This is a genomic window from Massilia aurea (assembly GCF_040790145.1).
In the GTDB taxonomy this organism is placed as follows: domain Bacteria; phylum Pseudomonadota; class Gammaproteobacteria; order Burkholderiales; family Burkholderiaceae_D; genus Telluria; species Telluria aurea_C.
In genome coordinates this window covers 15,829-41,829 of sequence record NZ_JBFMMP010000016.1, presented here as the reverse complement: position 1 = coordinate 41,829, position 26,001 = coordinate 15,829, and the positions used below count along the sequence as shown (strand labels likewise).

26 protein-coding genes are annotated in these 26,001 nt (G+C 65.7%); 13 read left to right on the top strand and 13 right to left on the bottom strand.

Features of this window, described 5'->3' with window-relative positions:
- Positions 1 to 5: 5 nt before the first annotated feature.
- A complete protein-coding gene (locus tag AB2N08_RS18870; RefSeq protein WP_367612442.1) occupies positions 6 to 1,013 on the bottom strand; it encodes a serine/threonine protein kinase in 1,008 nt (335 codons plus the stop codon).
- A 155-nt stretch (positions 1,014 to 1,168) separates the two neighbouring features.
- Between AB2N08_RS18870 and AB2N08_RS18865 the strand changes: the two genes are divergently transcribed.
- Positions 1,169 to 2,209 (top strand): alpha/beta hydrolase, encoded by a 1,041-nt coding sequence (locus AB2N08_RS18865; protein ID WP_367612441.1) that lies wholly within the window; start codon positions 1,169 to 1,171, stop codon positions 2,207 to 2,209.
- A 132-nt stretch (positions 2,210 to 2,341) separates the two neighbouring features.
- Positions 2,342 to 3,034, top strand: a complete 693-nt coding sequence (locus AB2N08_RS18860; protein ID WP_367612440.1) for a UPF0149 family protein — start codon at positions 2,342 to 2,344, stop codon at positions 3,032 to 3,034.
- 93 nt (positions 3,035 to 3,127) lie between these two features.
- Here AB2N08_RS18860 and AB2N08_RS18855 read toward each other — a convergent pair whose 3' ends face one another.
- Positions 3,128 to 5,413, bottom strand: a complete 2,286-nt coding sequence (locus AB2N08_RS18855) for a hybrid sensor histidine kinase/response regulator (protein ID WP_367612439.1) — start codon at positions 5,411 to 5,413, stop codon at positions 3,128 to 3,130.
- Between the two features lie 203 nt (positions 5,414 to 5,616).
- Positions 5,617 to 6,201: an oligoribonuclease gene (orn, locus tag AB2N08_RS18850; RefSeq protein WP_367612437.1), complete on the bottom strand. Its 585-nt coding sequence runs from the start codon at positions 6,199 to 6,201 to the stop codon at positions 5,617 to 5,619.
- 47 nt (positions 6,202 to 6,248) lie between these two features.
- On the opposite strand from orn, the gene AB2N08_RS18845 reads away from it, so the two are divergent.
- From AB2N08_RS18845 to AB2N08_RS18820, 6 genes are all read left to right on the top strand, one after another.
- Positions 6,249 to 7,511, top strand: coding sequence for a M48 family metallopeptidase (locus AB2N08_RS18845; protein ID WP_367612436.1), 1,263 nt, complete (start codon positions 6,249 to 6,251; stop codon positions 7,509 to 7,511).
- Positions 7,508 to 7,852 carry a 4a-hydroxytetrahydrobiopterin dehydratase gene (locus tag AB2N08_RS18840; protein ID WP_367612435.1) on the top strand — a complete coding sequence of 115 codons (345 nt, stop codon included), beginning with the start codon at positions 7,508 to 7,510 and terminating at the stop codon, positions 7,850 to 7,852. Before AB2N08_RS18845 ends, AB2N08_RS18840 begins: the two co-directional genes overlap by 4 nt.
- Positions 7,849 to 8,763 carry a ribosome small subunit-dependent GTPase A gene (gene rsgA / locus AB2N08_RS18835; RefSeq protein WP_367612434.1) on the top strand — a complete coding sequence of 305 codons (915 nt, stop codon included), beginning with the start codon at positions 7,849 to 7,851 and terminating at the stop codon, positions 8,761 to 8,763. The genes AB2N08_RS18840 and rsgA overlap by 4 nt, the downstream gene beginning before the upstream one ends.
- Positions 8,764 to 8,847: 84 nt before the next feature.
- Positions 8,848 to 9,771: an ornithine carbamoyltransferase gene (argF, locus tag AB2N08_RS18830; protein WP_367612490.1), complete on the top strand. Its 924-nt coding sequence runs from the start codon at positions 8,848 to 8,850 to the stop codon at positions 9,769 to 9,771.
- A gap of 110 nt (positions 9,772 to 9,881) precedes the next feature.
- Positions 9,882 to 11,114, top strand: coding sequence for an argininosuccinate synthase (locus AB2N08_RS18825; RefSeq protein WP_258836058.1), 1,233 nt, complete (start codon positions 9,882 to 9,884; stop codon positions 11,112 to 11,114).
- Positions 11,115 to 11,251: 137 nt separating this feature from the next.
- Positions 11,252 to 11,545: a GIY-YIG nuclease family protein gene (locus AB2N08_RS18820; RefSeq protein ID WP_367612432.1), complete on the top strand. Its 294-nt coding sequence runs from the start codon at positions 11,252 to 11,254 to the stop codon at positions 11,543 to 11,545.
- Between the two features lie 7 nt (positions 11,546 to 11,552).
- On the opposite strand, the gene AB2N08_RS18815 is transcribed toward AB2N08_RS18820, so the two are convergent.
- From AB2N08_RS18815 to AB2N08_RS18790, 6 genes are all read right to left on the bottom strand, one after another.
- On the bottom strand, positions 11,553 to 13,142 hold the full coding sequence (locus tag AB2N08_RS18815; RefSeq protein ID WP_367612430.1) for a carboxylesterase/lipase family protein: 1,590 nt from the start codon (positions 13,140 to 13,142) through the stop codon (positions 11,553 to 11,555).
- Between the two features lie 24 nt (positions 13,143 to 13,166).
- Positions 13,167 to 14,567 (bottom strand): carbohydrate porin, encoded by a 1,401-nt coding sequence (locus AB2N08_RS18810; protein ID WP_367612428.1) that lies wholly within the window; start codon positions 14,565 to 14,567, stop codon positions 13,167 to 13,169.
- A gap of 35 nt (positions 14,568 to 14,602) precedes the next feature.
- Positions 14,603 to 15,025: a RidA family protein gene (locus AB2N08_RS18805; RefSeq protein WP_367612426.1), complete on the bottom strand. Its 423-nt coding sequence runs from the start codon at positions 15,023 to 15,025 to the stop codon at positions 14,603 to 14,605.
- A gap of 43 nt (positions 15,026 to 15,068) precedes the next feature.
- The gene (locus AB2N08_RS18800) at positions 15,069 to 15,563 is read right to left on the bottom strand and encodes a VOC family protein (RefSeq protein WP_367612424.1); all 495 of its coding nucleotides are present in this window, start codon (positions 15,561 to 15,563) and stop codon (positions 15,069 to 15,071) included.
- Between the two features lie 89 nt (positions 15,564 to 15,652).
- Positions 15,653 to 17,125 carry a sodium:solute symporter family protein gene (locus AB2N08_RS18795; protein ID WP_367612423.1) on the bottom strand — a complete coding sequence of 491 codons (1,473 nt, stop codon included), beginning with the start codon at positions 17,123 to 17,125 and terminating at the stop codon, positions 15,653 to 15,655.
- On the bottom strand, positions 17,126 to 17,437 hold the full coding sequence (locus AB2N08_RS18790; protein ID WP_367612421.1) for a DUF3311 domain-containing protein: 312 nt from the start codon (positions 17,435 to 17,437) through the stop codon (positions 17,126 to 17,128). It lies immediately after the preceding gene.
- 275 nt (positions 17,438 to 17,712) lie between these two features.
- Between AB2N08_RS18790 and AB2N08_RS18785 the strand changes: the two genes are divergently transcribed.
- From AB2N08_RS18785 to AB2N08_RS18765, 5 genes are all read left to right on the top strand, one after another.
- Positions 17,713 to 18,249: a helix-turn-helix domain-containing protein gene (locus AB2N08_RS18785; RefSeq protein ID WP_367612419.1), complete on the top strand. Its 537-nt coding sequence runs from the start codon at positions 17,713 to 17,715 to the stop codon at positions 18,247 to 18,249.
- A 96-nt stretch (positions 18,250 to 18,345) separates the two neighbouring features.
- Positions 18,346 to 19,275 carry a dihydrodipicolinate synthase family protein gene (locus AB2N08_RS18780; protein ID WP_367612418.1) on the top strand — a complete coding sequence of 310 codons (930 nt, stop codon included), beginning with the start codon at positions 18,346 to 18,348 and terminating at the stop codon, positions 19,273 to 19,275.
- On the top strand, positions 19,272 to 20,447 hold the full coding sequence (locus AB2N08_RS18775) for an NAD(P)/FAD-dependent oxidoreductase (RefSeq protein ID WP_367612417.1): 1,176 nt from the start codon (positions 19,272 to 19,274) through the stop codon (positions 20,445 to 20,447). Before AB2N08_RS18780 ends, AB2N08_RS18775 begins: the two co-directional genes overlap by 4 nt.
- A complete protein-coding gene (locus tag AB2N08_RS18770) occupies positions 20,440 to 20,727 on the top strand; it encodes a (2Fe-2S)-binding protein (protein ID WP_367612416.1) in 288 nt (95 codons plus the stop codon). The genes AB2N08_RS18775 and AB2N08_RS18770 overlap by 8 nt, the downstream gene beginning before the upstream one ends.
- Before the next feature lies 1 nt (position 20,728).
- Positions 20,729 to 22,165: an FAD-dependent oxidoreductase gene (locus AB2N08_RS18765; RefSeq protein ID WP_367612414.1), complete on the top strand. Its 1,437-nt coding sequence runs from the start codon at positions 20,729 to 20,731 to the stop codon at positions 22,163 to 22,165.
- A gap of 3 nt (positions 22,166 to 22,168) precedes the next feature.
- On the opposite strand, the gene blaOXA (AB2N08_RS18760) is transcribed toward AB2N08_RS18765, so the two are convergent.
- Genes blaOXA (AB2N08_RS18760) through AB2N08_RS18745 form a run of 4 tightly spaced genes read right to left on the bottom strand, consistent with a single transcriptional unit; the run spans position 22,169 to position 25,940 of the window.
- Positions 22,169 to 22,945, bottom strand: a complete 777-nt coding sequence (gene blaOXA, locus AB2N08_RS18760) for a class D beta-lactamase (RefSeq protein WP_370662438.1) — start codon at positions 22,943 to 22,945, stop codon at positions 22,169 to 22,171.
- Positions 22,945 to 23,805 carry a subclass B3 metallo-beta-lactamase gene (gene bla, locus AB2N08_RS18755; protein WP_367612412.1) on the bottom strand — a complete coding sequence of 287 codons (861 nt, stop codon included), beginning with the start codon at positions 23,803 to 23,805 and terminating at the stop codon, positions 22,945 to 22,947. The genes blaOXA (AB2N08_RS18760) and bla overlap by 1 nt, the downstream gene beginning before the upstream one ends.
- Positions 23,806 to 23,829: 24 nt before the next feature.
- Positions 23,830 to 25,551: a class D beta-lactamase gene (gene blaOXA, locus AB2N08_RS18750; protein ID WP_367612411.1), complete on the bottom strand. Its 1,722-nt coding sequence runs from the start codon at positions 25,549 to 25,551 to the stop codon at positions 23,830 to 23,832.
- Positions 25,548 to 25,940, bottom strand: coding sequence for a BlaI/MecI/CopY family transcriptional regulator (locus tag AB2N08_RS18745; protein ID WP_367612410.1), 393 nt, complete (start codon positions 25,938 to 25,940; stop codon positions 25,548 to 25,550). The genes blaOXA (AB2N08_RS18750) and AB2N08_RS18745 overlap by 4 nt, the downstream gene beginning before the upstream one ends.
- Positions 25,941 to 26,001: the final 61 nt, after the last annotated feature.

Below are 26,001 nucleotides of genomic sequence, written 5' to 3'. Positions count from 1 at the left end.
AACGGCTACATCTGCCACAGCGGCGGCTCATCCATGAGCGCGACCTGTTCGCGCAGTTCGAGGATGCGGTCTTGCCAATAACGCTGGGTATTGAACCAGGGGAAAGCGGCCGGAAACGCCGGGTCGTCCCAACGCATCGCCAGCCACGCCGCGTAGTGAATCAGGCGCAGCGTGCGCAGCGCTTCGACCAAATACAGCTGGCGCGGGTGAAAGTCGCAAAAATCTTCGTAGCCGGCCAGCACGTCGGCCATCTGGCCCACCATCTCTTGCCGCTCGCCCGACAGCAGCATCCACAGGTCCTGCACCGCCGGCCCCATGCGGCTGTCGTCGAAGTCGACGAAGTGCGGCCCGTCCGGCGTCCATAGTACATTGCCGCCATGGCAGTCGCCGTGCAGGCGCAGCAGCGGCAGTTCGCCGGCGCGCTCATAGCAGCGCGCCACGCCGTCCAGCGCCTGCTCCATCACGCTCGACCAGGCCGGCAGCAACTCGGGCGGCACGAAATCGTGACTGCGCAGCCAGTCGAACGGCTCGCGGCCGAACGTGACCGGGTCGAGCGCCGGGCGCAGGGCATACGGCTTGACGGCGCCCTGCGCGTGGATGCGGCCGATGAAGCGCCCGATCCATTCCAGTACCGCCGGGTCGCCCAGCTCGGGCGCGCGCCCACCCCGGCTGTCGAACACCGAGAAGCGAAAGCCGTCGAAGGTGTGCAGCGTGCGCCCGCCGATATCAATGGCCGGCACCACGGGGATCTCTTTCTCGACCAGTTCGGCAACGAATGCGTGTTCTTCCAGGATCGCCTCGTCGCTCCAGCGCTCGGGCCGGTAAAACTTGACCACCACCGGCTCGCCCTCTTCGCGGCCCACGCGGTAGACGCGGTTCTCGTAACTGTTGAGCGCCAGCAGGCGGCCGTCGCCGTGCATGCCGACGCTGTCGAGCGCATCGAGCACGGTCGCGGGATCGAGGCGCGCGTATGGATGGTCGGGCGTGTCGTTGTCGAGGTTCAAGGTATCCATGCCCCCATTGTACGGCGGCGCACGCGCCGGTGGTAATCGCGTGCATTTTACGAGTGCTGTGTTCGTTCTCGCACAGATTGTGACAATGTAACAAGGTCTCATGCGTGTATGTATCCGCGCATTGTCGCAGCGGACAAAACCGTAGAGGACTGAACATGAAGAAACTGACCCTGACCGTCGTCGCACTCGCCGCAGGCCTGCTGGCCGGCACCGCCATCGCCCAAACCGCCGCCCAGCCGCCAAAGGCTGAGCCGAACATGCAAAAAGTGCTGGATGCGATGGCGGCCCTGAAGCCGAAGCCCATCGAAACCCTGAGCCCGGAAGAAGCGCGCAAGCAGCCTACGCCAAGCGACGCCGTCAAGAAGGTCTTGACCGATGCCGGCAAGAGCACCGCCCCGGAACCGGGCGTGACGATGAAGACGCAAACCGTGCAGGGCAAGGGCGGCAGCTTCCCGGTCCACATCTTCACGCCTGAAGGCGCCGGTCCCTTCCCGGTGGTCGTCTATTTCCACGGCGGCGGCTTCGTGATTGCCGACACCAAGGTGTATGAAGCATCGGTGCGCGGCCTGGCCAAGAAAGCCAAGGCGATCGTGATTTCGGCCGACTACCGCCTGGCGCCGGAACACACCTTCCCGACGCAGCCGGAAGACGCATTCGCGGCTTACCAGTGGGCGCTGGCCAACGCCAAGAGCCTGAACGGCGATCCGATGCGCGTGGCCGTGGCCGGTGAATCGGCCGGCGGCAACCTGGCAACCGTGGTATCGATGATGGCGATGGAAAAGAAAATCCAGATGCCGGTGCACCAGCTGCTGGTCTACCCGGTGGTCAATGACGACATGAACAACGCATCGTACAAGACCAACGCCAACGCCAAGCCGCTCAACAAGGCGATGATGACGTGGTTCTTCAAGCATTACGGCGCCGATCCAAAGAACCCGCACGCGCTGCCAATGAAGGCCGCCTCGCTCAAGGGCCTGCCATCGGCCACCGTGATCACGGCCGAGATCGATCCTTTGATGACCGAGGGTAAAGCCTACGCCGACCGTCTCAAGAAGGAAGGCGTGGCCGTCAACTATCGCCATTACACGGGCGTGACGCACGAGTTCTTCGGCATGGAAGCCGTGGTGCCAAAGGCGAAGGAAGCCCAGCAGTTCGCGGCTGACGAGCTGACCAAGGCGTTCGCGGCCAAGCGTTAAGCCCCAAGCGTCAAGTCCCAAGCGTTGCAACAGCGCCTCGCCGGCAGGTTTTTCGTGCCCGGCGACGGCGCAGGCGTTACACTGGCGCCTTTGACGCAAACAGGCGCGCTCGCGCCGCACTCTACCTACCTCATGCACCTCGAACAGCCCCTCTCAGAAAAAGAATTCGACGAACTCGACCAGTTCCTGTTATCCGACCGTTGCTCCGACGACGCGATGACGATGGACACGCTGCACGGCTACCTGACCGCCATCGCGATCGGCCCGGAATCGATCATGCCGGCCGAATGGCTGCCGATGGTCTGGGGCGAAGACGAAGCCGCCGCGCCGAAATGGAAGAACAAGCGCGACGAAGAACGCATCGTCAACCTGATCATGCGCTTCATGAACGAAGTGCTGATCACGTTCGAAGTCTCGCCGAAGGATTTCGAGCCGCTGTTCTGCGAACACGAGGTGGATGGCAAAGTGCTGATCGATCCGGAAGCCTGGTGCTGGGGTTTCTGGGAAGGCGTCGAACTGCGCGCTGGCTCGTGGGACGCGATCTGGGATACCGATGTCGCAGAACTGATCCGCCCGATCTACCTGCTGGGCGCGGACGAGATCGAAGAAGCCGAACTGGCCGAGGTCGACGATCCGGTCAAGGTGCACGCGCTGGCGTTGCAGATCGAGGCGAACGTGCCGGCGATCTACCGCCACTGGCTGCCGCTGCGCAAGCCGGCGGTGGAGACGGTCGTGCGTGAAGAGCCGAAGGTCGGACGCAATGACGATTGCACCTGTGGCAGCGGGAAGAAGTTCAAGAAGTGCTGCGGGGCTGACGCGTCGTAATCATTTCACGCCGGCTCCGTTTTCGGGCCGGATGATCTCGCCGCCAACGATCGCCGCGTCGGCGGCGAAGCCGCCTCGCCGGCCGCGCCAACCCTACATAACGTGGTCGGCCGTTCTGGCCTGCACGCTTGCCAGCAAACCCAGCAACCCATCGAAATCCAGCGGCTTGACCAGGTGGTGCGCGAAGCCTGACGCCAGCGCCGCATCGCGGTCTTGCGGCTGCCCGTAGCCCGTCACGGCAATCAAGACCGTGGCTGCCAGCGCGGGATCTTTCCGCAAGCGCCGCGCCAGTTCGTGGCCGTCGATCTCGGGCAGGCCAATATCCAGCAAACAAACGTCCGGGCGCATGCTGCGCGCCCGCGCCAGTGCGCCGAGCGAACCATGCTCGATCGCCACGTCATGCCCCTGCGCCGCCAGCAGCAAGCCGAGCGTCTCGGCGGCATCGGTATTGTCGTCGACCACCAGCACTTTCAGTCGCGTGACGTCCGCCGGCGCGCTCACCACCGGCGCCGGCGCGCACGGCGCGTCTTCGAGCAGCAGCGGCAGCGTGATGACGAACGTACTGCCCTTGCCCAGCCCCGGGCTCGAGCAGCCGACCGTGCCGCCATGCAGCTCGACCAGGTGCTTGACCAGCGCCAGCCCCAGGCCGAGGCCACCCTGAGCCCGGTCGGACGAGCGCTCGGCCTGCGTAAACAGATCGAACACCCGCCCCGTGAGTTCGATATCCATGCCGATGCCTTCGTCGCGCACGCTGAGCACCAGGCGCGTGCCGTGCAGGTCGGCGCGCAGGTCGATGCCGCGCCCCGGCGGCGTGTACTTGGCCGCATTGGCCAGCACGTTGGCCACCACCTGCACCAGGCGCGCCTTGTCGCCCCGCACGCAGGCACCATCCGGCGGCAGGCGCACGGTGAATGTTTGCGCGCGCGTATTGATCGTCGGGCGCACCTGCTCGATCGCTTCTTCGACGACAGTACGCGCCGCCACGCGCGCCTGGCCCAGCGTGATCAGGCCGCGCGTGACGCGCGAAACGTCGAGCAGATCGTCCACCAGGCGCGTCATGTGGCGCACCTGGCGGCTGATGATGGTGCTGCTCTGCTGCACCCTGAAAGCGTCGACCTTGCCGAGCCGGAGCAGTTCGGCGGCGGCGCTGATGGGCGCCAGCGGATTGCGCAGCTCGTGCGCGAGCATCGCCAGAAATTCATCCTTGCGACGGTCGGCCTCGACCAGTTTTTCTTCGGCCAGCTTGCGGTCGGTGATATCGCGGAAGAACGTGGCGATGCCGCCGTCCTGGGTCGGATAGGCGCGGATATCGGTCCAGATGCGCCGGCCGTCGGCAAACACATGGCACTGCTCGGCGCTGCCGGCCTTGCGGGTGGCCATCACGCTGCGATACATGCACCCGGCGTCGCTGTCGATCATGGCAGGAAACACGGCCCAGTGATTGCGCCCGATGACCTCTTCGCGCGTGATGTCGCAGATGCGCAAGCCTTCGGCGTTCATGCGCTGCATGACCCAGTTGCGGTCGAACAGCGCGAAGCCTTCGGAGATATTGGCGAAGATCTCACGGCCGCGATCGAGTTCGTCGCGCAGCATCGCCTGCGCGCGCGCCGTGCCTGCCGCGGCCCAGGTGCGCTCGGCCACGTCACGCGCCAGAGCGACATCATGCCCGGTCCACGAGCGCGGCGTCGGCGTATCGACGCCCAGACAGGCGCCAAGATGCCCGCCCGCCATGAGCGGCACGACCAGCATGGCGCCCACGCGCTCGTCGAAGGGCGACTGCAAGGCGCGCGGATCGTTGGCGGCGTCGTGGATGCGCACCACGGCGCCACGGCGCAGCTCGTCCATCAGGGCCGGCCCGAGGTGGCTCAACTGCCCGCCCAGTGCCCCGCTGAGCGGATCGGTTTCGACGTACTGCACGCGCGCCGCGCCCAGTTCGGCGCCCAACAGTGCATTGGCCGTGGCGATCACCTCGCCCGCATCGTCCAGCGGCGCGAGCGCGTCGGACAGCGTGAGCTGGAACGCCGCGCGGCGCTCGCCCAGCACGCGGGCCGTGGTTTCCATCGAGGTGCAGAACAGGCCGCCGACACTGCCGTCGGCCTCGTGCAGAGGCGCGTACGAGAACGTGAACCAGGTGCGCTCGGGATAGCCGTTACGCAGCAGGCATAGTTCGTGATCTTCAAAATAGACCGGCTTGCCCGCCATGGCCAGCTCGATCTGCGGCTGCAGCTCAAGCCAGACCTCGGGCCACAGCGCCGCGAACGGCTGCCCGAGCGCGCCGGGATGGCGCTCGCCCAGGATCGGGATATAGGCATCGTTGTAGAGGACGATGTGCTGCGGCCCCCAGGCAACGAACATCGGGAAGGCGGAATGCAGCAGCATGTCGACCGCGGTCCGGAGGGACGACGGCCAGGTATCGGGTGCGCCAGGCGGGCACTGCCGCCAATCGTGGCTGCGCAGTTGCGCAGCCATCGCACTGTCACCCGCGAACGCGGTAGCTGGGAGCGAAGGCATGACAATAATTGTCGCATACCTTGCTCAGCGGATTGCAGTTTTTTCCGATTTGCGGATGACGTTTGCCGAAATTACACTTTAATGAAATGCTCGCGGTAGTAGCGCAGCTCTTCGATCGATTCGACGATATCGGCCAGCGCCGTGTGCTTCTGGTGCTTCTTGAAGCCCGACGCCAGCTCTGGCTTCCAGCGGCGGCACAGTTCCTTGAGCGTCGACACGTCCAGGTTGCGGTAGTGGAAAAACGCCTCGAGCTTCGGCATGCCGCGCGCCATGAAGCGGCGGTCCTGGCAGATCGAATTGCCGCACATCGGCGATTTGTTCTTCGGCACATATTGCTTGAGAAACTCGATCAGCTCGACTTCAGCCTGGGCTTCCGTCACGGTCGACGCTTTCACGCGGTCGATCAGGCCCGACTTGCCGTGGGTGCCCTTGTTCCAGTTGTCCATCTTGTCGAGCGTCTCGTCCGACTGGTGGATGGCGAACACCGGCCCTTCGGCGATGATATTCAGGTCCGGGTCGGTGACAACGACGGCGACCTCGATGATGCGGTCATTGTCCGGGTCGAGGCCCGTCATTTCCATGTCGAGCCAGACGAGGTTGAATTCATTCGGGCGCTGGGGCGTCGCCGGCACGGCGGAAGGTGTAGCTTGTGACATAATTCTCTCTTTGCCTAATCAATCCTGCATTTTCTCACAGGCACAGAATGTCTTCATTCGGGTTTTCGGTTTTGTTCGTCGCTTTCTTGCTGGGCACGCTCACGCTGCGCATCTGGCTCGCTGCGCGCCACGTCAGGCACATCGCGCGCCACCGCGCCAGCGTGCCGACCGAGTTTGCGCCGAAAGTGCCGCTCGCGGCGCACCAGAAAGCGGCCGACTATACCGTCGCCAAGACCCGCCTCGGCCTCATCGGCACCCTGTGGGGCGCCATTGTCCTGATCGGTTTCACCCTGATGGGCGGGCTACAACTGCTGTCGCTCGCGGTCCTGCCGTTCACCGGCCCCGGCCTGATGCACCAGCTGGTACTGGTGGTGGCGTTCACCGTGATCGCCAGTGCGCTCGACCTGCCGCTCGACTGGTACCGCCAGTTCGTGCTCGAACAGCGCTTCGGCTTCAACAAGATGACGCCCGGCCTCTGGTGGGCCGACCTGGTCAAGAGCACCTTCGTTGGCGCGCTGATCGGCTTGCCGCTATTGTGGGTGGTGCTCAAGTTGATGGAAGCCAGCGGCGAGCTGTGGTGGCTGTTCACCTGGTTCGTCTGGAGCGGTTTTCAGCTATTGATGATCGCGTTCTACCCGACCGTGATCGCGCCGCTGTTCAACAAGTTCACGCCGCTGGCCGACGTCAGCCTGAAAGCGCGCATCGACGCGCTGATGACGCGCGTCGGTTTCGCCTCGCGCGGCCTGTTCGTCATGGATGGCAGCAAGCGCAGCGCCCACGGCAACGCCTACTTCTCGGGCTTTGGCCGGGCCAGGCGCATCGTGTTCTTCGACACGCTGCTGGCGCGCCTTGAACCAGCCGAAATCGAAGCGGTGCTGGCGCATGAACTGGGCCACTTCAAGCTGCGCCATATCGTCAAGCGCGTGGTGGTGATGTTCGCGATGTCGCTGGCCCTGCTTGCCCTGCTCGGCTACCTGAAGGCCCAAGCCTGGTTCTATACCGGCCTGGGCGTGCTGCCATTCATGAACGCGTCGAATGACGGCATGGCGCTGATCCTGTTCGGGCTGGTGCTGCCGGTGTTCACGTTCGTGCTTGCACCGCTCAGCTCGATTACGTCGCGCAAGCATGAATTCGAGGCCGATGCCTTCGCCGCGCAGCATACCGATCACCGTCACCTGGTGTCGGCGCTGGTCAAGATGTACGAAGACAATGCGTCGACGCTCACGCCCGATCCGCTGCATTCGGCCTTTTATGATTCGCACCCGCCGGCATCGGTGCGCGTGAAACACCTCACCATGGCGGCCGCATGACGCTCGAACCGACACTGACTGCGCGTCACTGCACCCGCAAGGCGCCCGCGCTCGACGCGGTGGCCATTGCCAATCTGCTGCACGAAGTTCCCGGTTGGGCGGTGACCGACAACGTCCTGACCCGCGAATTCAAGCTGCCCGACTACCGCGCCACGATGGCTCTGGTCAATGGCGTGGCGGGCATCGCTGAACAAGAAGACCACCATCCCGACATGACGGTGGGTTACGCCACCTGCCGCGTCAGCTGGACCACCCATTCCGCGGGCAGCGCGCTGTCCGAGAATGATTTTATCTGCGCCGCGAAAGCCAATGCGCTGTACCTGGACCTGGAAAACGCATGAGCGCATCCCCTACTGAATTGACTGGCACGATCATCGCGGCCCACGGCCGCCACTACCTGGCCGACATCGACGGCGAAAAACTGCAGTGCGTCACGCGCGGCAAAAAAACCAATGTGGCCGTGGGCGACGTCGTCCACGTGGTCAAGACGTCCGAGAACCAGGCCGTGATCGAGCGCATCGCCGAGCGCACCACCCTGCTGTATCGCTCCGACCAGTACAAATCCAAGCTGCTGGCAGCGAACATTTCGCGCCTGTTCGTCGTGATTGCCACCGAACCCGGCTTTGCCGACGACCTGGTGTCGCGCTCGCTCGTCGCCTGCGAAGCGGCCGGCATCGAGGCGCACCTCATCTTGAACAAGACCGACGTGACGGATTTGCTGCCGCGCGCCCGCGAACGCGCCGCGCAGTATTCGCGGCTCGGCTATCCGGTGCACGAAGTCTCGGCCCAGGCGCACCCGGAAGAAACGGTGGCGATCCTCACGCCGCTGCTGGCCGGCCAGTCGTCGATTTTCATTGGCCAGTCGGGCATGGGCAAGTCGTCGCTGATCAACCTGCTGATCCCGGACGCCGACATCGCCGTGCGCGAAATCTCCGCCGCGCTCGATACCGGCAAGCACACGACCACCTTCACGCGCCTGTACTGGCTGCCCGAAGTCGACGGCAAGGCCGGGGCGATCATCGATTCGCCGGGCTTTCAAGAGTTTGGCCTGTACCACCTGAGCGAAGGCATGCTCGAGCGCGCGTTCGTCGAGTTCAAGCCCTACCTCGGCGGCTGCAAATACTACAACTGCCGCCATATGGCCGAGCCGTTCTGCGCCATCCTCGACGCCGTCGCGCAGGGCAAAATCTGGAAGCACCGCCATGAACTGTATGGCCAGCTGCTGCACGAGTCGGCGCAGACGCTGTACTGAGCGCCCCACGACTTTCCCAAGCGGAAAGAAATTCCCCTTATAATTCAAGGGACAAACACAGCAGCAGACACGAGTAGACTTATGATGCAGAGCACCTCACCGATCAAGCACTTCCTGCAATTTTCCGACTTCACGCGCGACGAGTTCGAATACGTCATCAAGCGCGCGGCGATCATCAAGCGCAAGTTCAAGGCCTACGAGGTGTATCACCCGCTGGTCGACCGCACGCTGGTGATGGTGTTCGAGAAAAGCTCGACGCGCACGCGCCTGAGTTTTGAAGCTGGCATGCACCAGCTGGGCGGCGCCGCCATCTACCTGAACACCCGCGACAGCCAGCTCGGCCGTGGCGAGCCGGTGGAAGACGCCGGCCAGGTGATCAGCCGCATGTGCGACATCATCATGATCCGCACCTTCGGCCAGGACATCATCGAGCGCTTCGCCGCCAATTCGCGCGTGCCGGTCATCAATGGACTGACCAATGAACACCACCCGTGCCAGGTGCTGGCAGACGTGTTCACCTTCCACGAACACCGCGGCTCCATCGCCGGCAAGACGGTGGCGTGGATCGGCGACGCCAACAATATGCTGTACTCGTGGCTGCAGGCGGCCGAAGTGTTCGGCTTCCACCTGAACGTCTCGACGCCGGCAGGCTACGAGATCGACCCGAGCCTGGTCTCGACCACGCGCTACACGCGGTTCGACAACCCGTCGGACGCCTGCGAAGGCGCGCACCTGGTCAATACCGATGTCTGGACCAGCATGGGTTACGAGAAGGAAAACGCAGAACGCCTGAAGGCATTCGACGGTTTCATCGTCGACGGCGCCAAGATGGCGCGCGCCGCCGACGACGCGCTGTTCATGCACTGCCTGCCGGCGCACCGCGGCGAAGAAGTGGCCGCCGAAGTCATCGACGGCCCGCAATCGGTGGTCTGGGACGAAGCCGAAAACCGCCTGCACGTGCAAAAAGCCCTGATCGAGTACCTGCTGCTCGGTCGCATCGAAGATTGAATTTTTACCCCTGAAGCTTGATCGTTGGCCGTCCATCCCGGCGTTTGCCGGGCTGGATTTGCGGGCCAGCTGACCATTACCCCTCTACCATCTCCATCACTGGAACTCCCATGAGCGACATCAAGAAAGTAGTACTGGCCTACTCCGGCGGCCTCGACACCTCCGTCATCCTGAAATGGCTGCAAGACAATTACGGCTGCGAAATCGTCACCTTCACGGCCGACCTCGGCCAGGGTGAAGAGCTGGAACCGGCACGCGCCAAGGCCATCAAGTTCGGCATCAAGCCAGAGAATATCTATATCGACGACGTGCGCGAAGAATTCGTGCGCGACTTCGTGTACCCGATGTTCCGCGCGAACACCGTGTACGAAGGCGAATACCTGCTGGGCACGTCGATCGCGCGCCCGCTGATCGCCAAGCGCCTGATCGAGATCGCCAACGAAACCGGCGCCGACGCCGTCTCGCACGGCGCGACCGGCAAGGGCAACGACCAGGTGCGTTTCGAGCTGGGCGCCTACGCGCTCAAGCCAGACGTCAAGATCATCGCCCCATGGCGCGAATGGGACCTGCTGTCGCGCGAAAAACTGCTGAAATACGCGGAAGACGCGGGCATCGCGGTGGACATGAAGCACAAGAACGGCGGCGCGCCGTACTCGATGGATGCCAACCTGCTGCACATCAGCTTCGAAGGCCGTCACCTGGAAAACCCGAGCGCCGAAGCCGAAGAATCGATGTGGCGCTGGACTGTCTCGCCGGAAGCGGCGCCGGACGAAGCCGAATACCTGGACGTTGAATTCGAGCGCGGCGACATCGTCGGCCTGAACGGCAAGCGCCTGTCGCCAGCCGCCGTCTTGACCGAGCTGAACCGCCTGGGCGGCAAGCACGGCATCGGCCGCCTCGACCTGGTGGAAAACCGCTACGTCGGCATGAAGTCGCGCGGCTGCTACGAAACCCCGGGCGGCACGATCATGCTGCGCGCGCACCGCGCCATTGAATCGATCACGCTGGACCGCGAAGTGGCGCACCTGAAGGACGACCTGATGCCACGCTACGCGTCGCTGATCTATAACGGCTACTGGTGGGCGCCGGAACGCGTCGCGCTGCAGACGCTGATCGACCACACGCAGGCCACCGTGAACGGCTGGGTGCGCATCAAGCTGTACAAGGGCAATGTGATCGTGGTGTCGCGCGATTCGAAGACCGATTCGCTGTTCGACATGAACATCGCGACGTTCGACGAAGACGGCGGCGCGTACAACCAGGCCGACGCGGGCGGCTTCATCAAGCTCAATGCGCTGCGGATGCGCATTGCCGCGAAGGCGCGCGCGAAGCGCGGGCAGTAAGTGGAGAAGCCGCCTGAGGGCGGCTTTTTTTGGCGGTTGCGCTGTGCGTGGTTACTTGGGTTCCCGCCTTCGCGGGAACCCAAGCACGTTGAGCCGCCACAAGCTCAAAGCGCTAGGTAGAAAGCAGACTAGACGCCATGGACAAACCCTCCTACGTCTACATCCTGGCCAACCGCCCCTACGGCACACTCTACATCGGCGTCACCTCCGACCTGATCAAACGCATCTGGCAACACCGCGAAGCAGCCGTTGCCAGCTTTACCAAGACATACGGTATCAAGACCCTGGTCTGGTACGAAATCCACACCGACATCCGCGCCGCCATCACGCGCGAAAAACAGCTCAAGACCTGGCACCGCAACTGGAAAATCAACCTGATCCAGTCTGCAAATCCACGCTGGCATGACCTGTTCCCCGCGCTCTGCACTTAACTAAACCTCAACGCGGCGACCACCCCGCCCACAGCTTGCGCTCGACCGCATCCAGATCCGGCTGCACCCGCAGCTTGTCTTTCGCATCGAACACCATGTTCGGCCGCTTGGCCAGGTCGTAGGCCGGCCAGGCCGGTGCGCCTTGCGCCACCGGCTTGCCGTCCTTGACGAACGACACCCACGCCGCCAGCATGTGCTTGCCCAGTTCGGCCGCCTCGGGTCCGGTCGCGCCCAGTGCCGGCGCGGTCGAATCGTGCAGGTTGTCGAACACCAGCGCCAGTTCCGAGCCGTGCACCGAATAACCCACTTTCTCGCCGCTGCCAAACGGCATGTCGAGGCGATACACATACGCCTTGCCGCCCGCCTTGGCCTGCGCCTCGGCCATGCGGATCGTCGGCACCCAGTACTCGGCGGCGGTCAGCGCCTTGTAGCGCAGTTGCGCGTCATTGAGTTTCGGGAACGACGCCGGGTACTTCGCGAAGATCCTGTCGAATGCCGGCAGCTCGATATTGGCCAGCTCGCGTGCTTCGATATTGCCGTTCATCGTCTTGGCCGGCCCGAAGAACGCGTTCTCGTCGCGCGCCGTGCCCATGATGATCGGGATGTCCCGCGCCGCGCCTTTGGCGATCGCCTCGACCGGCAGCATCGGCATCGTCACGCCATCGACCACGCCGCGGAACGGGTACTTGTAGCCATACTCGGCGATCAGCTTGACCTGCGCCGCCAGCAGATCCTTGGCCGGCAGCGTCGTCAGCTCGCTCGCGCGGCTCTTGTCCAGGCCCATGCGCTGCAGGATGCCGTCGGTGACCGCGGCTGCCATCGCCGGCGTGGCCAGTGTCTGGCCGCCACCGCTCTGGCTGATCACGCGATGGAACAGCCCCTTTGCGGCCGGCATCGCGATCAGCGAGATGACGTTCTTGGCGCCGGCGCTCTGGCCGCCGATCGTCACGCGGCCTGGGTCGCCCCCGAGCGCGCCGATATTCTTCCTGATCCATTCCAGGCCCATGACCTGGTCAAGCAGGCCATTGTTGCCGCTGCCGGCGTATTGCGATCCCAGTACGCCACTCACGTCCATGAAGCCGAACACGCCGACGCGGTACGCCACCGAGACCACGACCACGCCCTGGCGCGCCAGGTTGGCGCCGTCGAACACCGGCATGCTGGTGGTGCCGGCCACGTTGCCGCCGCCGTAGATGTACACATACACCGGATGCGGGCCCGGCGTCTTCGGCGTCCACACGTTCAGGTACAGGCAATCCTCGGAATACGTCGGGCCGACCGGCACGTATTTGCTCGGGCCGATCGGCATCTGGATCGGCGCCGCCGGGAAGGCTTTCGCATCGAGCACCCCGCTCCAGGCAGGCAGCGGTTGCGGGGCCTTGAAGCGCAGCGCGCCCACCGGCGGCTGGGCGAACGGGATGCCGAGATAGCGCGCGACATCGCCGCCGTCCTGGCCGCGCAGCACACCGGCAGGCAGGCGCAGTTCAGGCGTGGGGGCGGTAAAGGCATCGGCCAGCGCGGCCGGCATCGTCAGCAGCATGCCCGCGCCGAGCATCAGGGCGCCACCGGCGCGCAGGAAAGTACGTTTGGAGTTCATGGCAGTCTTCATGGTCATGGTGGATTAAAAGGCGATGCGCGGGAAGTTGAACAGCGCGCCGATATTGGCGTTCATGCGCACGCCGATCACCAGCGCGTCGTTGATGTCACGCGGGTGGTTCGGCGTCACGCGGGAATCGGGCTTGTGCAGGTACTGGATGTTCGGCGCGATCGTGATGCCCGGCGCCAGCGCGTAGCTGTAGGCCGTCTCGAACACATAACCTTCCGAGTTCACGCGGCCGGTGCCGCCGCCCTTCGCGCGCCGCTCGCTCAGGAATGCCACCTGCTTCTCGGGCATCTTGAGCGTGCTGACGACCACGCCGAACGTGTCGTTGTCGCGGCCCGCGAAGGTACCGGTCTTGACCAGGCCTACCTTGGCCGTGTACTTGATCGCCTCGGCGTCGCTGCGGTTGTAGACCACGCTGCCGAAGGCGGCCAGGTTGCGCTTTGACTTGAGGTCGGGCCGGTACAAGACCTTGTCGCCCATGACATACAGGCCGTTGCCGTGGCGGTGCGTCTCGCGCGTGCCGCCGTAGGTCGTGAACGAGCGCCCTTCCGTATTCAGGTACACGTCGTTGCGCGGCGCATCGAGGTACCAGGCGCCCAGGCGAATCCGGCGCGGCATCGGGTCGTTGTTGAAATCGGTCTCGTAACCGGTTTCGAGCATGTAGTTCTGGCCCGTGATGCGGCTCGAACTGAAGTCCCACAGGTGCGTGCCAGCGTCGAGCGTGGCCGGGTCGATCGAGAACGAACCGGCATGCACATACGTCTTCTCGCTCGGCCGGAAACTCACGCGCCCGCCCCAGGTCGACAGGGGCGCGAGCACCGTGCCGGACGACTGGCTGAAGCCATACAGTGCGCCGCTGTGGGCGTGGTTCTGGAACAGCGTCGAGAACGGCGACTTGGCGAACGTCTGGAAGGCGCTCATGCGGCCAATGGAAAAACTCAGGTCGTTCTTGTTATACAGCGAGAAGTTCTGGTGCAGGCTCAGGTCGAGAAAACGCAGCAGCGTGAATGGCGCCGAGTTTTCCTGGGCCGACGTGCCGCCGCCGATATAAAACGTGGTCAGGCTGCGGCTCTTGATGCCGATGACGCTGGCCTGGATCTTCGCGCCGTTCCAGCCCATCATCTTCTCGAGATCGACGTCGACGCCGCCAACGACATACTGCGATGCGGTGGCGCCCTGCCTGATGCCGCCGCTCGGGTTCCCGGCGAGCTCCATATTCAGCAGCAGGCGGGTATAGATGCCGCGCTCGGCCAGCGTGGCCAGTACACCGGTCTCTTTCGCTTTTTCCGGCACGGCCTTGCGCGCCGCCTCGGTGGTCGCGGCCGCATCGACGGCGCCGGCGCGGGCCGGATTCGGGGCCTGGGCGAATGCGCTGCCCATGCCGAGCGCGCACACCACGGCGCAGGCGCGGCGCAGCATGACGCTACCCTCGCGTGCAGGTTGGACGCGCGCCATCATTTGGCGGTGGCGCTTGGAGCCAGCGCGGCGGTCACTTCGATCTCGATCAAAAAATCGGGCAGCGCCAGCGCCGCCACGCCCAGCACCGTGTTGGCCGCCGGCTCGGCGTCGCCATAGAAGGCGGCGATTTCAGCGCAGATCGCGCCCAGTTTTTCCGGGTCGTGGCCGACGATGTAGGTGCGCATGCGCACGACATCCGCCGGCGTGGCGCCGGCCGCGGCCAGCACGTCCTTCAGATTGGCCAGCACCTGGCGGGTCTGGGCGATGACGTCGCCGGCGCCGACGAGCTGGTACTGGCTGTCCCAGGCGACCTGGCCGGCCAGGTGCAGCGTGCGGCCCGGCTGCTGCTCGACCGCGTGGGAAAAACCGAATGGCGTGCTGGCATACATCGACTCGGGATTGATGGCGCGACGGATCATGAAGTACTCCTGGTTCTGGGATGGGGAAAGGAAGGGATGTGCATTAACGTTGCGTGTGTTGGCACAGCTCGAAAATATTGCCCCACGGGTCGCGGAAATAACGGAACGACGAACCGGCAGTAGGACCTTCGTCCAACGCGATGCGCTCGTACACGGTGCAGCCGTTTTCCAGCAACACGGACGCGGCCTGCTCCAGGTCATCGACCTCGATGCCCAGGTGGTGGCTGCCGATCTCGTTGCACGGCAGCGGCGCGGTGCTGGCGCCAGCCGGTTTGCCGTACTCGAACAGCTCGAGGCGAAAACCGTCGGGGAACTGCAGCATCGCCAGGCTCAGACGCCCGCCCGGCACGCCCAGGTGCGCCTCGGTCCAGTCGCGCCCTTGCGCATCGCGCGGGATGTCGGCCGCGTCCAGTGGACCCATGGCGTACAACGGCGTGACGCCGAATACGCGGCTATAAAATTCAACGACCGGTTCGATGGCGGCCACGGTCCAGGAGACGTGATCGATGCGGCGGAAACTGATAAGTGCTTTGCTCAAGGCGTGACCTTTCCTGACGCATGGTGCGTCGCTGCTGTAACGGGGTGGTATCAGGTAGCCTGGATGGCGGCGCCACCCGGGCCAGGTTTCTAGCGTCGGTTCGGCCCCATGGCCAGCGCGATCCCCTTGCCGCCCGGCGCGCGGGTCGCCATGCTGACCGCGACCATCACTGCCGCATTGATCGCCATGGCGATCAGTCCCGGCTCCCAACCGGGCAGCACGCTCGCCCAATATGGTTTGGCGAACGGCGCGACCAGTGCGGTGAAGCCCGCGACGACGCCGCAGATGACGCCGATGGCGGTAGCGCGGCGCCACAAAAAGGCGAGGAACACGCCCGGGGCCAGCATGCCGATGGCCGAGTAGGCGTTGAGCAGGATCGACATCAGCGAGCCCTTTTGCAGCAGCGAGACGGCGACTGCAATGATCGCGAAGCCCACGACGGCATAGCGCGACAACAGCAGCGACTTGCGCTCGCCGATATCCGGCGCCAGCGGCGTGACGACATTGCGGGTGAAGATCGAGGCGGCCGTGAGCAGCAGCACCGAACCGGGGGCCAGCGCCAGCAGGAAGCCGGTGCCGGCCAAGAGGCCAATGACCCACTCCGGATACTTGTTCGACACGAACTGCAGCAGCGCCGCATTCATATTGCCGCCCGGCGGCTGGGTTCCGGCCACCAGCGCGCCCATGCCGAGCACGATGATGAAGAAGAAGGCCAGTGAATACACCGGTTGCCAGATGGCGTTGCGGCGGATCGCGGTTGGGCTGCTGGCCGAGTACGAGATCTGGAACAGGTGCGGAAACACCCAGTTGCCCAGCGCGATATTGAGGGCCGACGTGATCAGCCAGACGGCGGTGGTGGTCGCGCCAGGGTCGATGCCGGGCAGCTTGGTGATGCCGGGGTAGCGTTGTTCGGCCAGGTTGAAGACGTCGAGCAGCGACGTCGCGCCGACCTTGTCCGACAGTGTCCAGGCCAGCACGACGACCAGCACGATCATCATGACGTCCTTGATGGCCGCCGCGTAGGCTGCCGAGCGCAGGCCGGCAAACAGCACGAAGGCCGTCATCAACACGCCCGCCAGGATGTGCGCGACCAGCGGCGAGACAGCGTCGCCAAAGGTCAGCGCCACCACCAGGCCCAGGCTCACGAGCTGGATCTGCACATACACGATCAGCGCGCCGATGCCGATCAGGCCCGTGACCACGCCGAGCCACGGCGCCTCATAGCGGGCGGCGAAGAAGTCGGCCTGCGTGACCAGGCCTGCCGTGCGGCCCGCGCGCCAGATCTTCGGCATCAACAGGTAGCCGATCGCATACGACAGCGACACCGAGCAGAATGCCAGGTAGGCCGGCGCGCCCATCGCCCAGGCATAGCCGGCGATGCCGAATACGGCGAACGTGGTGTAGATCTCGCCGGCATTCATGAACCAGAACAGCAGTGTGCCCATGCCACGCCCGCCCAGCGCCCAGTCGGCGACGGTCTTGTTGCGGGTCTTGGCGCGGCCGAAGCCGATGGCGCCGACGACGGTCGTGAGCAGCAGCAAAAATACGATGGTCAGTTTCATTTAATGCCCCGCCTGGCGTGGTTGCAAGCCAAGCGCGGCTTCTTCGGCTTCGATCGCGGCCATGAATGCGTTTTCTTCAGCCTCGACCCCGGCGCGGCGATCGAGCGCGAACACCAGTGCGAACAGCACGCTGGCCAGCACCACGCCCATCATTTGCCACGCCAGCGGGAACGGCAAGCCGAACGGCTTGTAAGCCACATCGTTGATGAACGGCGCCATCCCGAGCTGCCAGACAAACGGCAGGCACAGCAGCCAAAGATGGCCGCGGCGCGGCGCCGGGGCGGATGGATCGAGGTACGGGGCAGGCGTCATGACAGTAACCTTAATTCGATGCTTGTGATGTTTGTGCAGCCAAACTGCACAGCAAAGTTATTTTAAGAACTGTTTGAAGTCAAGATTTTTATATTCAAATTGCATTTTTCGGATAAAAACCCCGTAGCGTGCCTTGAACTTCAGATTCATGCGAATATTTGACAAGCAATCGGCGAGATGGAATAATCGATAAATGTGCAGTAATAATGCACAATGCCCCAAAGTGGTGCGCGCTTTTGGTGCACGCCACGCTGTACACGACGAGGAGTTATCTTGTGATTGGCAAACGTTTGCATGACCTGCGCGTGGCGCGCGGCCTGTCCCTGCGCGGATTGGCCGAGATCGCCGGGGTCTCGCCGACCCTGCTCAGCCAGGTCGAACGCGAAGTGACCGAACCCAGCCTGACGACGCTGCGCAGCCTGAGCGCCGTGTTCGGCGAATCGATGTCGAACCTGTTCGCCGACCCGACGGCGCCCTCGGTCTGGCACAGCCGGCCCGGCGAACGACTGAGCCTGATCGGCCCGAAAGGCGGCGTCACGTATGAACGCCTCACGCGCGGCAACGGCCAGATGGAAGTGCTGCGCGCCGTGTTCGCGCCGGGCCAGTTTTCGGCCGAGGACATGCTGCGCCATCCGTCGCTCGAATGCGTATACGTCGTCACCGGTGTGCTCACCGCCGAAATCGCCGGCGCCACGTATGTGGTGGCGGCCGGCGAGAGCATCACGTTCGATGCCCAACAGTCGCACCGCTACCGCAACAACGGCAGCGAGGACGCCGAAGTGATCCTGTCGATCACGCCGCCGGTGCCGTAAAGCCTTTCACCGCCGCTTGCATGTCTGCCCCGACGGCGCCTACCGCGCCGCCGCTGGCCCGCGCTCGCCCATTTTTTTGAAGAGAACAGGACCACCATGAACCGCAACGACATCAACTGGACCGGCTACATCCCGGCGATCACCACCCCCTTCACCCGCGACGGCGCCATGGCCTGGGACGACCTGGCCAGGCAGCTCGAATGGTATGTCGAGCAGCGCATGCACGGCGTGGTGTTGGCCGGCACGTCGGGCGAGTGGTTCAGCATGAGCGAGGCCGAACGCGCCCAGTTGTTCGCCGAGAGCGCGCGCACGATCGACAAGCGCATCACGGTGCTGGGCGGCTGCAATGCCTACACCGCGGCGGAAGCGATCCGCCACGCCCGCGCCGCAGAAAAGGCCGGCCTGGACGGTATCTTGCTCACGCCGCCGCCGTACATGGTGCCGAGCCGGCGCGAACTGCTGCAGTTCTACCAGGACGTCTCGGACGCCACCGACATCCCGATCTGCATTTATAACTGGCCGCGCGGCTGCGTCGTCGACATGGACACCGAGCTGCTGGGTGAACTGGCCGACATCGACCACGTGGTCGCCATCAAGAATTCGACACCGAACTTCGCCGGCTTCCTGGAAGGCCTGTACGCACTGAGCGACAAGGTCCGTTACTTCAACGTACCCACGTCCGCACTGGGCGCCGACCTGGTCGCGCTGGGCCGGGGCGATGGCCTGATGGGCGCCGGCGGCGTGCTCGGTTCGGACCATCCGGACTTCTGGCGCCTGATCGACAAGGGCGACAAGGAAGGCGCGATCGCCCTGGGCGCGCGCGACCGCGTGATCATGAAGGCCTGGTTCAACAAGGACTTCGCCGGTAATTTCGGCAGCGCCCAGGCGATCCTGAAGACCGCCCTGCGCCTGCGCGGCGTGCCGGCCGGGTACGTGCGCCGCCCGCTGCTCGACCTGACCCCGGCCGAAGTCGAACAGGTGCGCGCCACCTTGACGGGCCTGGGCATCGAGACCGGCGCCGCGTGACAAACCCTGTCGACACCCTGGTGATCGGCGGCGGCCTGCTGGGCAGCGCCGTCGCTTATTACCTGGCACGTGCCGGCAGCAGCGTGCTGCTGGTCGAGAAGGACCAGATCAACCGCCAGGCATCGGGCCAGAACGCGGGCAGCCTGCACTTCCAGCTTGAATACCGGATGATCGAGAACGGTATCGAATCGGCGCGCAAGGCGGCCGAGGCGATGCCGCTGCACCTGCATGCGCAGCAGGCCTGGGCCGGCCTCGAGGCCGAACTGGGCACGTCGCTGGGCGTGGCGCAGCACGGCGGCTTCATGGTCGCCGAAACGCCGCAGCAGGTCGAGCGTCTGGGCCAGAAGGTCGCGCTCGAACAGGCCAGCGGCCTGGTGACGTCGCTGCTCGATGGCGATGAAGTGCGCCGCCGCGCCCCGTACCTGGGGCCGTCCGTGCTGGCCGCCGCCTTCTGCCCGTCCGAAGGCAAGGCCGATCCGCGTCGCTGCAGCCTGGCGTATGCCAATGCCGCCGTGCGCCTGGGCGCCAGGCTGCGCACGACCAGCGCCGTGGCCGCCATCGCGCGCGTGGCCAATGGCTGGGCGGTGACGCTGGACGACGGCAGCGTGCACCGCGCCGCGACGATCGTCATCGCCGCCGGCGCCTGGTCGGGCCGCGTCGCGCAGATGGCCGGCACCGTGCTGCCCGTGAGCCCCGTCGGGCTGACGATGACGGCCACCGCGCGCAGCCCGTCGCTCATCAAGCACCTGGTGCAGCATGCAGGCCGGCGCCTGTCGATGAAACAGACCGTCGAAGGCAATGTCTTGATTGGCGGCGGCTGGCCGGCGCGGCTGCATCACGAGGGCGGCCTGATCGACCTCGAACGCAAGCCCGAGCTGCTATTGACGTCGTTGGCCGGCAATATGGCCGCTGCCGCCGCCGTGGTGCCGGGCGTGGCGCACCTGCCGGTGCTGCGCGTCTGGACCGGCATGACGGCGCTGATCGCCGACCAGTTGCCCTTGATCGGCGAAGTGCCGCGCGCGCCCGGCGCCTTTATCGCCACCGGCGGCTCGGCGTTCACGCTGGGTCCGACCTATGCGCGCGTGCTGGCCGACCAGGTGCTCGGCAAGCCGGCCGCGTTCGACGTGAGCCGCTATGACCCCAAACGCTTCGGGAGTTTGACCTTTGCTTGATTCCATCCGCCTGCAGCCCGGCGACGCGCCGCTGCGCCCGGCCCCGATCACGGTGTTCGTCAACGGCGCGCCAGTAGAGGCCCATCCCGGCGAGACGGTGGCAACCGCGCTGCTGGCCGCCGGCATCAACCATTTTCGCACCGCCAGGAACGGCGCGCCGCGCGCGCCCGTGTGCAATATGGGCGTGTGCTTCGAGTGCGTGGTGACGGTCGACGGCCGGCCCGCCACGCGCAGTTGCATGACGCTCGTCGAACCCGGCATGCAGATCGAGACCACTTGACATGACTTCACACGACAACAACGTCGACCTGATCGTCGTCGGCGCCGGCCCGGCCGGCCTGTCCGCCGCGCTCGATGCGGCCGACCATGGTCTTAAAGTGGCCGTGATCGACGAGCAGCATGCGCCGGGCGGGCAGATCTTCCGCCAGCCGCCCGCGTCGTTCACGCAGACGCCAAAGAAGCTGCCGTATGCGTTCGGGCACGACCTGCTGGCGCGCGCGCGGCGCGACGCCCGCATCGACTGGCACTACGGCAGCACGGCCTGGGGCGTGTTTCGCGAGCCCGATGGCAGCGCCGTCAAGGTGGGCGTCACGCACGGCGACGCGAGCCGGATGCTGGCTGGCCGCGCGCTGCTCGTGGCCACTGGCGCCTATGATTTGCCAGTGGCGTTTCCCGGCTGGACGCTGCCCGGCGTGATGAGCGCGGGCGGCGTGCAAACCCTCCTGAAAAGCCAGTTCCTGCAGCCCGGCAGCCGCTTCGTGCTGGCCGGGTCGCACCCGCTGCTGCTGCTGGTGGCGGATCTGCTGGTGACGTCCGGCGCGACCGTGGTGGAAGTGGCATTCGCGCGGGCGCTGCCAGGGGTCGGGGAATTGCTGCGCGGCTGGCGCGCCCTGCCCGGCCACCTGGGCCTGATGGCGCAGGCGGCGCAGGCGGTGGTCAATCTCAAGCGCGCCGGCGTGCCGGTACGCTTCGGCACCATGATCAAGAGCGCGCACGGCGACGATGCACTGCAAGGCGTGACGCTGCAAACCGTCGACAGCGACTGGCACCCGAAGCCCGGCACCGAAAGAGTACTGGCGGCCGATACGCTGGTGGTCGGCTATGGCTTGCTGGCCTCGACCGAGCTGGCGCGCCAGGCCGGGTGCGCGGTCGATTATCGCCCGGCCGAAGGCGGCTGGATCGTGCGCCGCGACGCGACCATGCGCAGCAGCGTGCCTGGCATCTGGGTGGCGGGCGAACCTGGTGGCGTCGGCGGGGCCGAGCTGGCGCATCTCGAAGGCCGGCTGGCGGGGCTCGATATCGTGCGTGCGCTCGGTGGCTCGCCGGCAGAGGGCATGATCGCGCAGTTGCAGGCTGCGATCGTCAAGGCGCACCGTTTCAGCGACGTGGTGCGCGACTTCTTCGCGCCGAACATGGCGGCGCTGGGCCGGCTCGCGGTGGGCGACACGCTGGTGTGCCGCTGCGAAGAAGTCACGGCCCACGAGGTGCGCGGCTTCCTGGCGGCCAACCCGCACGTCACCGACAACAACAGCGTCAAGCTGGCCTGCCGCACCGGCATGGGCATGTGCCAGGGCCGCTACTGCCAGCACACGAGCGCCGCGTTACTGGCCGAGGCGACCGGCAAACCGGTCGAGAGCCTCGGCTGCCACACGGCGCGGGCGCCGGTCAAGCCGGTGTCGGTCATCAGCCTGGCGGCGCTGCAAGAGACGCTGAAATAGCGCCTACAGCAGGCCCAGGGCGTGCAGGGATGCCTTGGCCAGCGACACGCGCTTGTCTTCTGCGCCGTGCGGGATGTCGATGTTCAGCGCGAACGTGTACAGCTTGCCCTCCTTCTTGATCCAGCCGACCCACCAGCCGATATCGGGCTGGCCCGGCCGCTTGCCCCAGCCAGTCTTCGCATACAGGTCGGCCGGGCCGTGCTGGCGTGCAATCGCGCGCACCGCTTCCATGTGCATGTTCTCGAACGGCAGCTGGCCCTGCGCCAGCCTGGCCAGGAACACCGCCTGTTCGAGGGCGCTGATCTCCAGCGGGCCGTCGAGCCAGAAGCGGTCGACGACGGTGCCGGTGTCGTTGTTCCCGTAGTTCATGCGCACCAGCGCGCCGCGCATGCGGTCCATGCCGATGCGCCGCGCCAGTTCCTGGTAGACGGGCACGTTCGACATTTTGATCGCCTCGCGCAAGCCCATCGACTTGGCCCACTCGGCGCGGGCGACCGGCTTGCCGTCGTACGGCACGATCTCGTCGACCGAGGCCACGGCGCCCGTGCTCAGGGCGATCAGCGAGTTCGGGATCTTGAAGGTCGACGCCGGGATGAAGCGCTTGCCGGCGCGCTGCTCGTCGTGGCCGGTGTTGGTGTCCTTTGCCACGTCGTGCACGACGAAGGTGCCGGTGACGCCTTCCTTCTTGAAGAGCGCGGTGACGGCGGCGCTGTCCTGCCATTCGGTGGCCTGGACCACGGCGCACAACGAGAACAGAGCGAGTGAGAGAGCATGCTTGATCATGGTGTTTTCTCCTGGGCCAGTTGGGTGGCGAGGCGCACGCGGGCCTTGTCGGCGTAGGTGCGGCAGGCGGTGTTGTCGATGAAGGCGGCGCTGCCCCGCGCAGCGCGCCTGGCGTAGCGCTGCCACAGGTCGCTGCCTTCCGGGTGGGCCGAGACCAGCACGTCGCATGGCAGGGCGGCCACGGTCGCCATCGAGCGTTCGAGGTCCGCGCGCGCCGTCGGATAGGCCGGATCGCCACTGTAGCGGAACGGTTTGGCGGCGAAGGCATTGAGGCTGTCGGCATACACCATGCGCGCGGGTTTGCCCTGTTCGGTCGCCGTCCAGGTCCAGCTGGCGCCGCCACGGGTGTGGCCAGGCGTCGCGTGCATCGTCACCGCCAGCGGTCCGAGCGTGATCACCTCGCCGTCGCGCACCGCCCGCACTTTCGCGATCGGCGTCATCGGCGACAAGTCGCCGAATTGCGGGTCGCCCTTGTCGGGCTGGCCGCTGCGCAGCACCGGCACAGCGGCGCTGCCGGCCAATACCGCGGCGCCGGAGAGCCGCTGCAGTTCGGCGATGCCGCCCGCGTGATCGAAGTGCGCGTGCGAGTTCAGGATCAGGCGGATGTCCTTGACCTTGAAGCCGAGCTGACGAATGCTGCGCGCGATCTGCGGCGCCGACTTGCCGCTGCCGCCGTCGATCAGGATGTGGCCTTGCTTCGACGTGATCAGGACCGCCGACAAGCCATGCGTGCCGACGTAGTAGGTGTTGCCGTACAGGGCGAACGGCTCTTGCGGCGTGTTCCAGTCGTTGGCGGCGGCAGGCTGCATGCACGCGACGAGGCCAGCCGCGGCAAAAGCCAGGCTTGTGTAATTCATGATGACGATCCTTTGAGTAGAAGGTTACAGCGTAGCGAGTCTTCCCGGCAGCGCGCGCAGGAAGCGTTCTTTCAATAGCGGCCCGGCCGCGCGGTCGGGGTCGCGCGGGCCGAGCGTCTGGCGCGCAAAGACGACCGTGCGCCCATCCTTCGTGGCCCAGCCGACGAACCAGCCAAGGGCGCGGCCCGGATCTTCGGCGCCATCGCGCCATCGGCCTGACGCGGTACCGGTCTTGCCGTACACCTGCCAGCCATCGGGCAGCGTGGGCAGGTGCAGCAACTGCGCCGTCATGTCGAACGCGTGGGCGCTGACGGGCAGTTCGCGGTTGGCCACCTTGCGCAGGAAGGCGGCCTGCTCGCGCGGCGAGACCTGCAGCGACGAGGCGATCCAGGCGATGTCGACACCGCCGGTGAGGTCCTGGTTACCGTAGTTGAAGCGTGCGACGTAATCCTGCACGCCCCGCTCGCCCAGCGTGCTCGTCACCTGCTGCGCGTACCAGACGGTCGAGTTGCGGATCCAGCTGGTCGGGTCGGTGGTCGCACGCCAGGACGGCTGCCAGTCTGCATAGCCGGGCTTGAACGGCAGCGCCGGCGCGTGGGCGTCCTGCAGGATGCCGGCATCGAACCCCATCAGGCTCACGGCGATGTTGAAGATCGACGCCGGCGTGGTGCGCACGTCGCAGCGGCCTTCTTCCACCAGCACGGCGCCGGTGGCGGCATCGAGCATCACGGTGCAATCGAGCGTGTCCGGCGCATCGTTCCAGGCCAGTGCCGGCTGCAGGGCGAGGTTGGCGGCGAAGACCAGCGCCAGCGTGACCAGGCCGACGAAACGGGCACGGGCCGCATGCTGATCCAGGGCCGGGGTGCGGATCAGGGCGACGCGCGCGGCCAGCGTGTCCGGCTTCAGGGCGCCGAATGCAAGGGCCGCCGACGGCGCGGCCTGATACTGGCAGCGCAACTGCGCGACCAGCGCGGCGGCGTAGGCCTTGCGCTGGACTTGCGGCCGGCCGCGCAAGACGTCGCGGTCGCAGCCGAGTTCCTGGGCCCAGCTCAGGCGCTCGCGCAGCAGCCGCATCGCGGGATTGAACCAGCACAGCGCCTGCAGCAGCGCGCAGGCGGCGAGCCACCACAGGTCGCCACGGCGCCAGTGCGTCAGCTCGTGGGCGACGATCAGGTCGCGCTGCACTGGGTCGATGGCGCGCAGGGACAGCGGCAACAGCAGGCGCGGTCGGAACGGGCCGACCAGCATCGGCGGAATCGGGGCGTCGACTTCGATCGTGGCGGGCAGCGCTGCCTCGGACGGCAACCGTGCGCCGCCGGACAGCAGCCGGTTCAACGCGCGCTGGCCCTGGTTCAGGCGGGCCAGCATCCACAGCAGGCCACCAATGTACGCCAGCATCCATCCCGACGCGGTCCAGGACAGCCATGAACGGGACTGCGCGAGCGTGTTGGCGGCGCCAGGCGTTGCAGTCGCCTGGGCCGGCGCTGCGACCGCGGCGGCGGTGGCCGCCGACAGATCCACCTCAAAGACCGGCAGCATGTGCGATTGCTGCCCTGGCGGCAGCATGAGAACGATGAAGGTCGCGGCAATGACGACCTGCCCCAGCATCCAGGGCGAGCGCTGCATGCCGAGCGCCGCCAGGTGCCGCCGCGCCAGCGCCAGCACCCCCCACACCGCCCCACCGGCCGCCAGGCAGCCGATGCTGGCGAACAGGAAGCGGATGGCCAATGCGTCGGGCACTGTCATGAGGCCGTGTCCTTGTCGACCGGCCAGTCGTTGAGCAATTGTTCGAGGCTGATCAGTTCATCTTCATCGACCAGCTTGCTGCCAGTGAACATATTGACGGGCAGCGGCGTGTCGATTTCCATCACGCGCTTGCCGAAATCGTGGGCGAAGGCGGCCAGCGTGTCGACCTTGTCGACCTTGTCGCTCAGCGCCTCATAGACCTGCACGCCGTGACGCAAGGCCTGGCGCACCATGTTTTTTTCCAGCATGCGCTCGAGCGTCTTGCGGGTGGACGAATACGACCAGCCAAGCTCTGCCTCGACCGCGTCGTGGATTTCACGCGCGCTGAGCGGCTGCTGGCGCCACAGCGCCTTGAGCAGACTGAGTTCGGAAATCGAGGGGACGGCCATACGAATAATTCCTTGCTGCGACGAATGACGCAATGATGCGACATGTGTCGCACCTACGTCA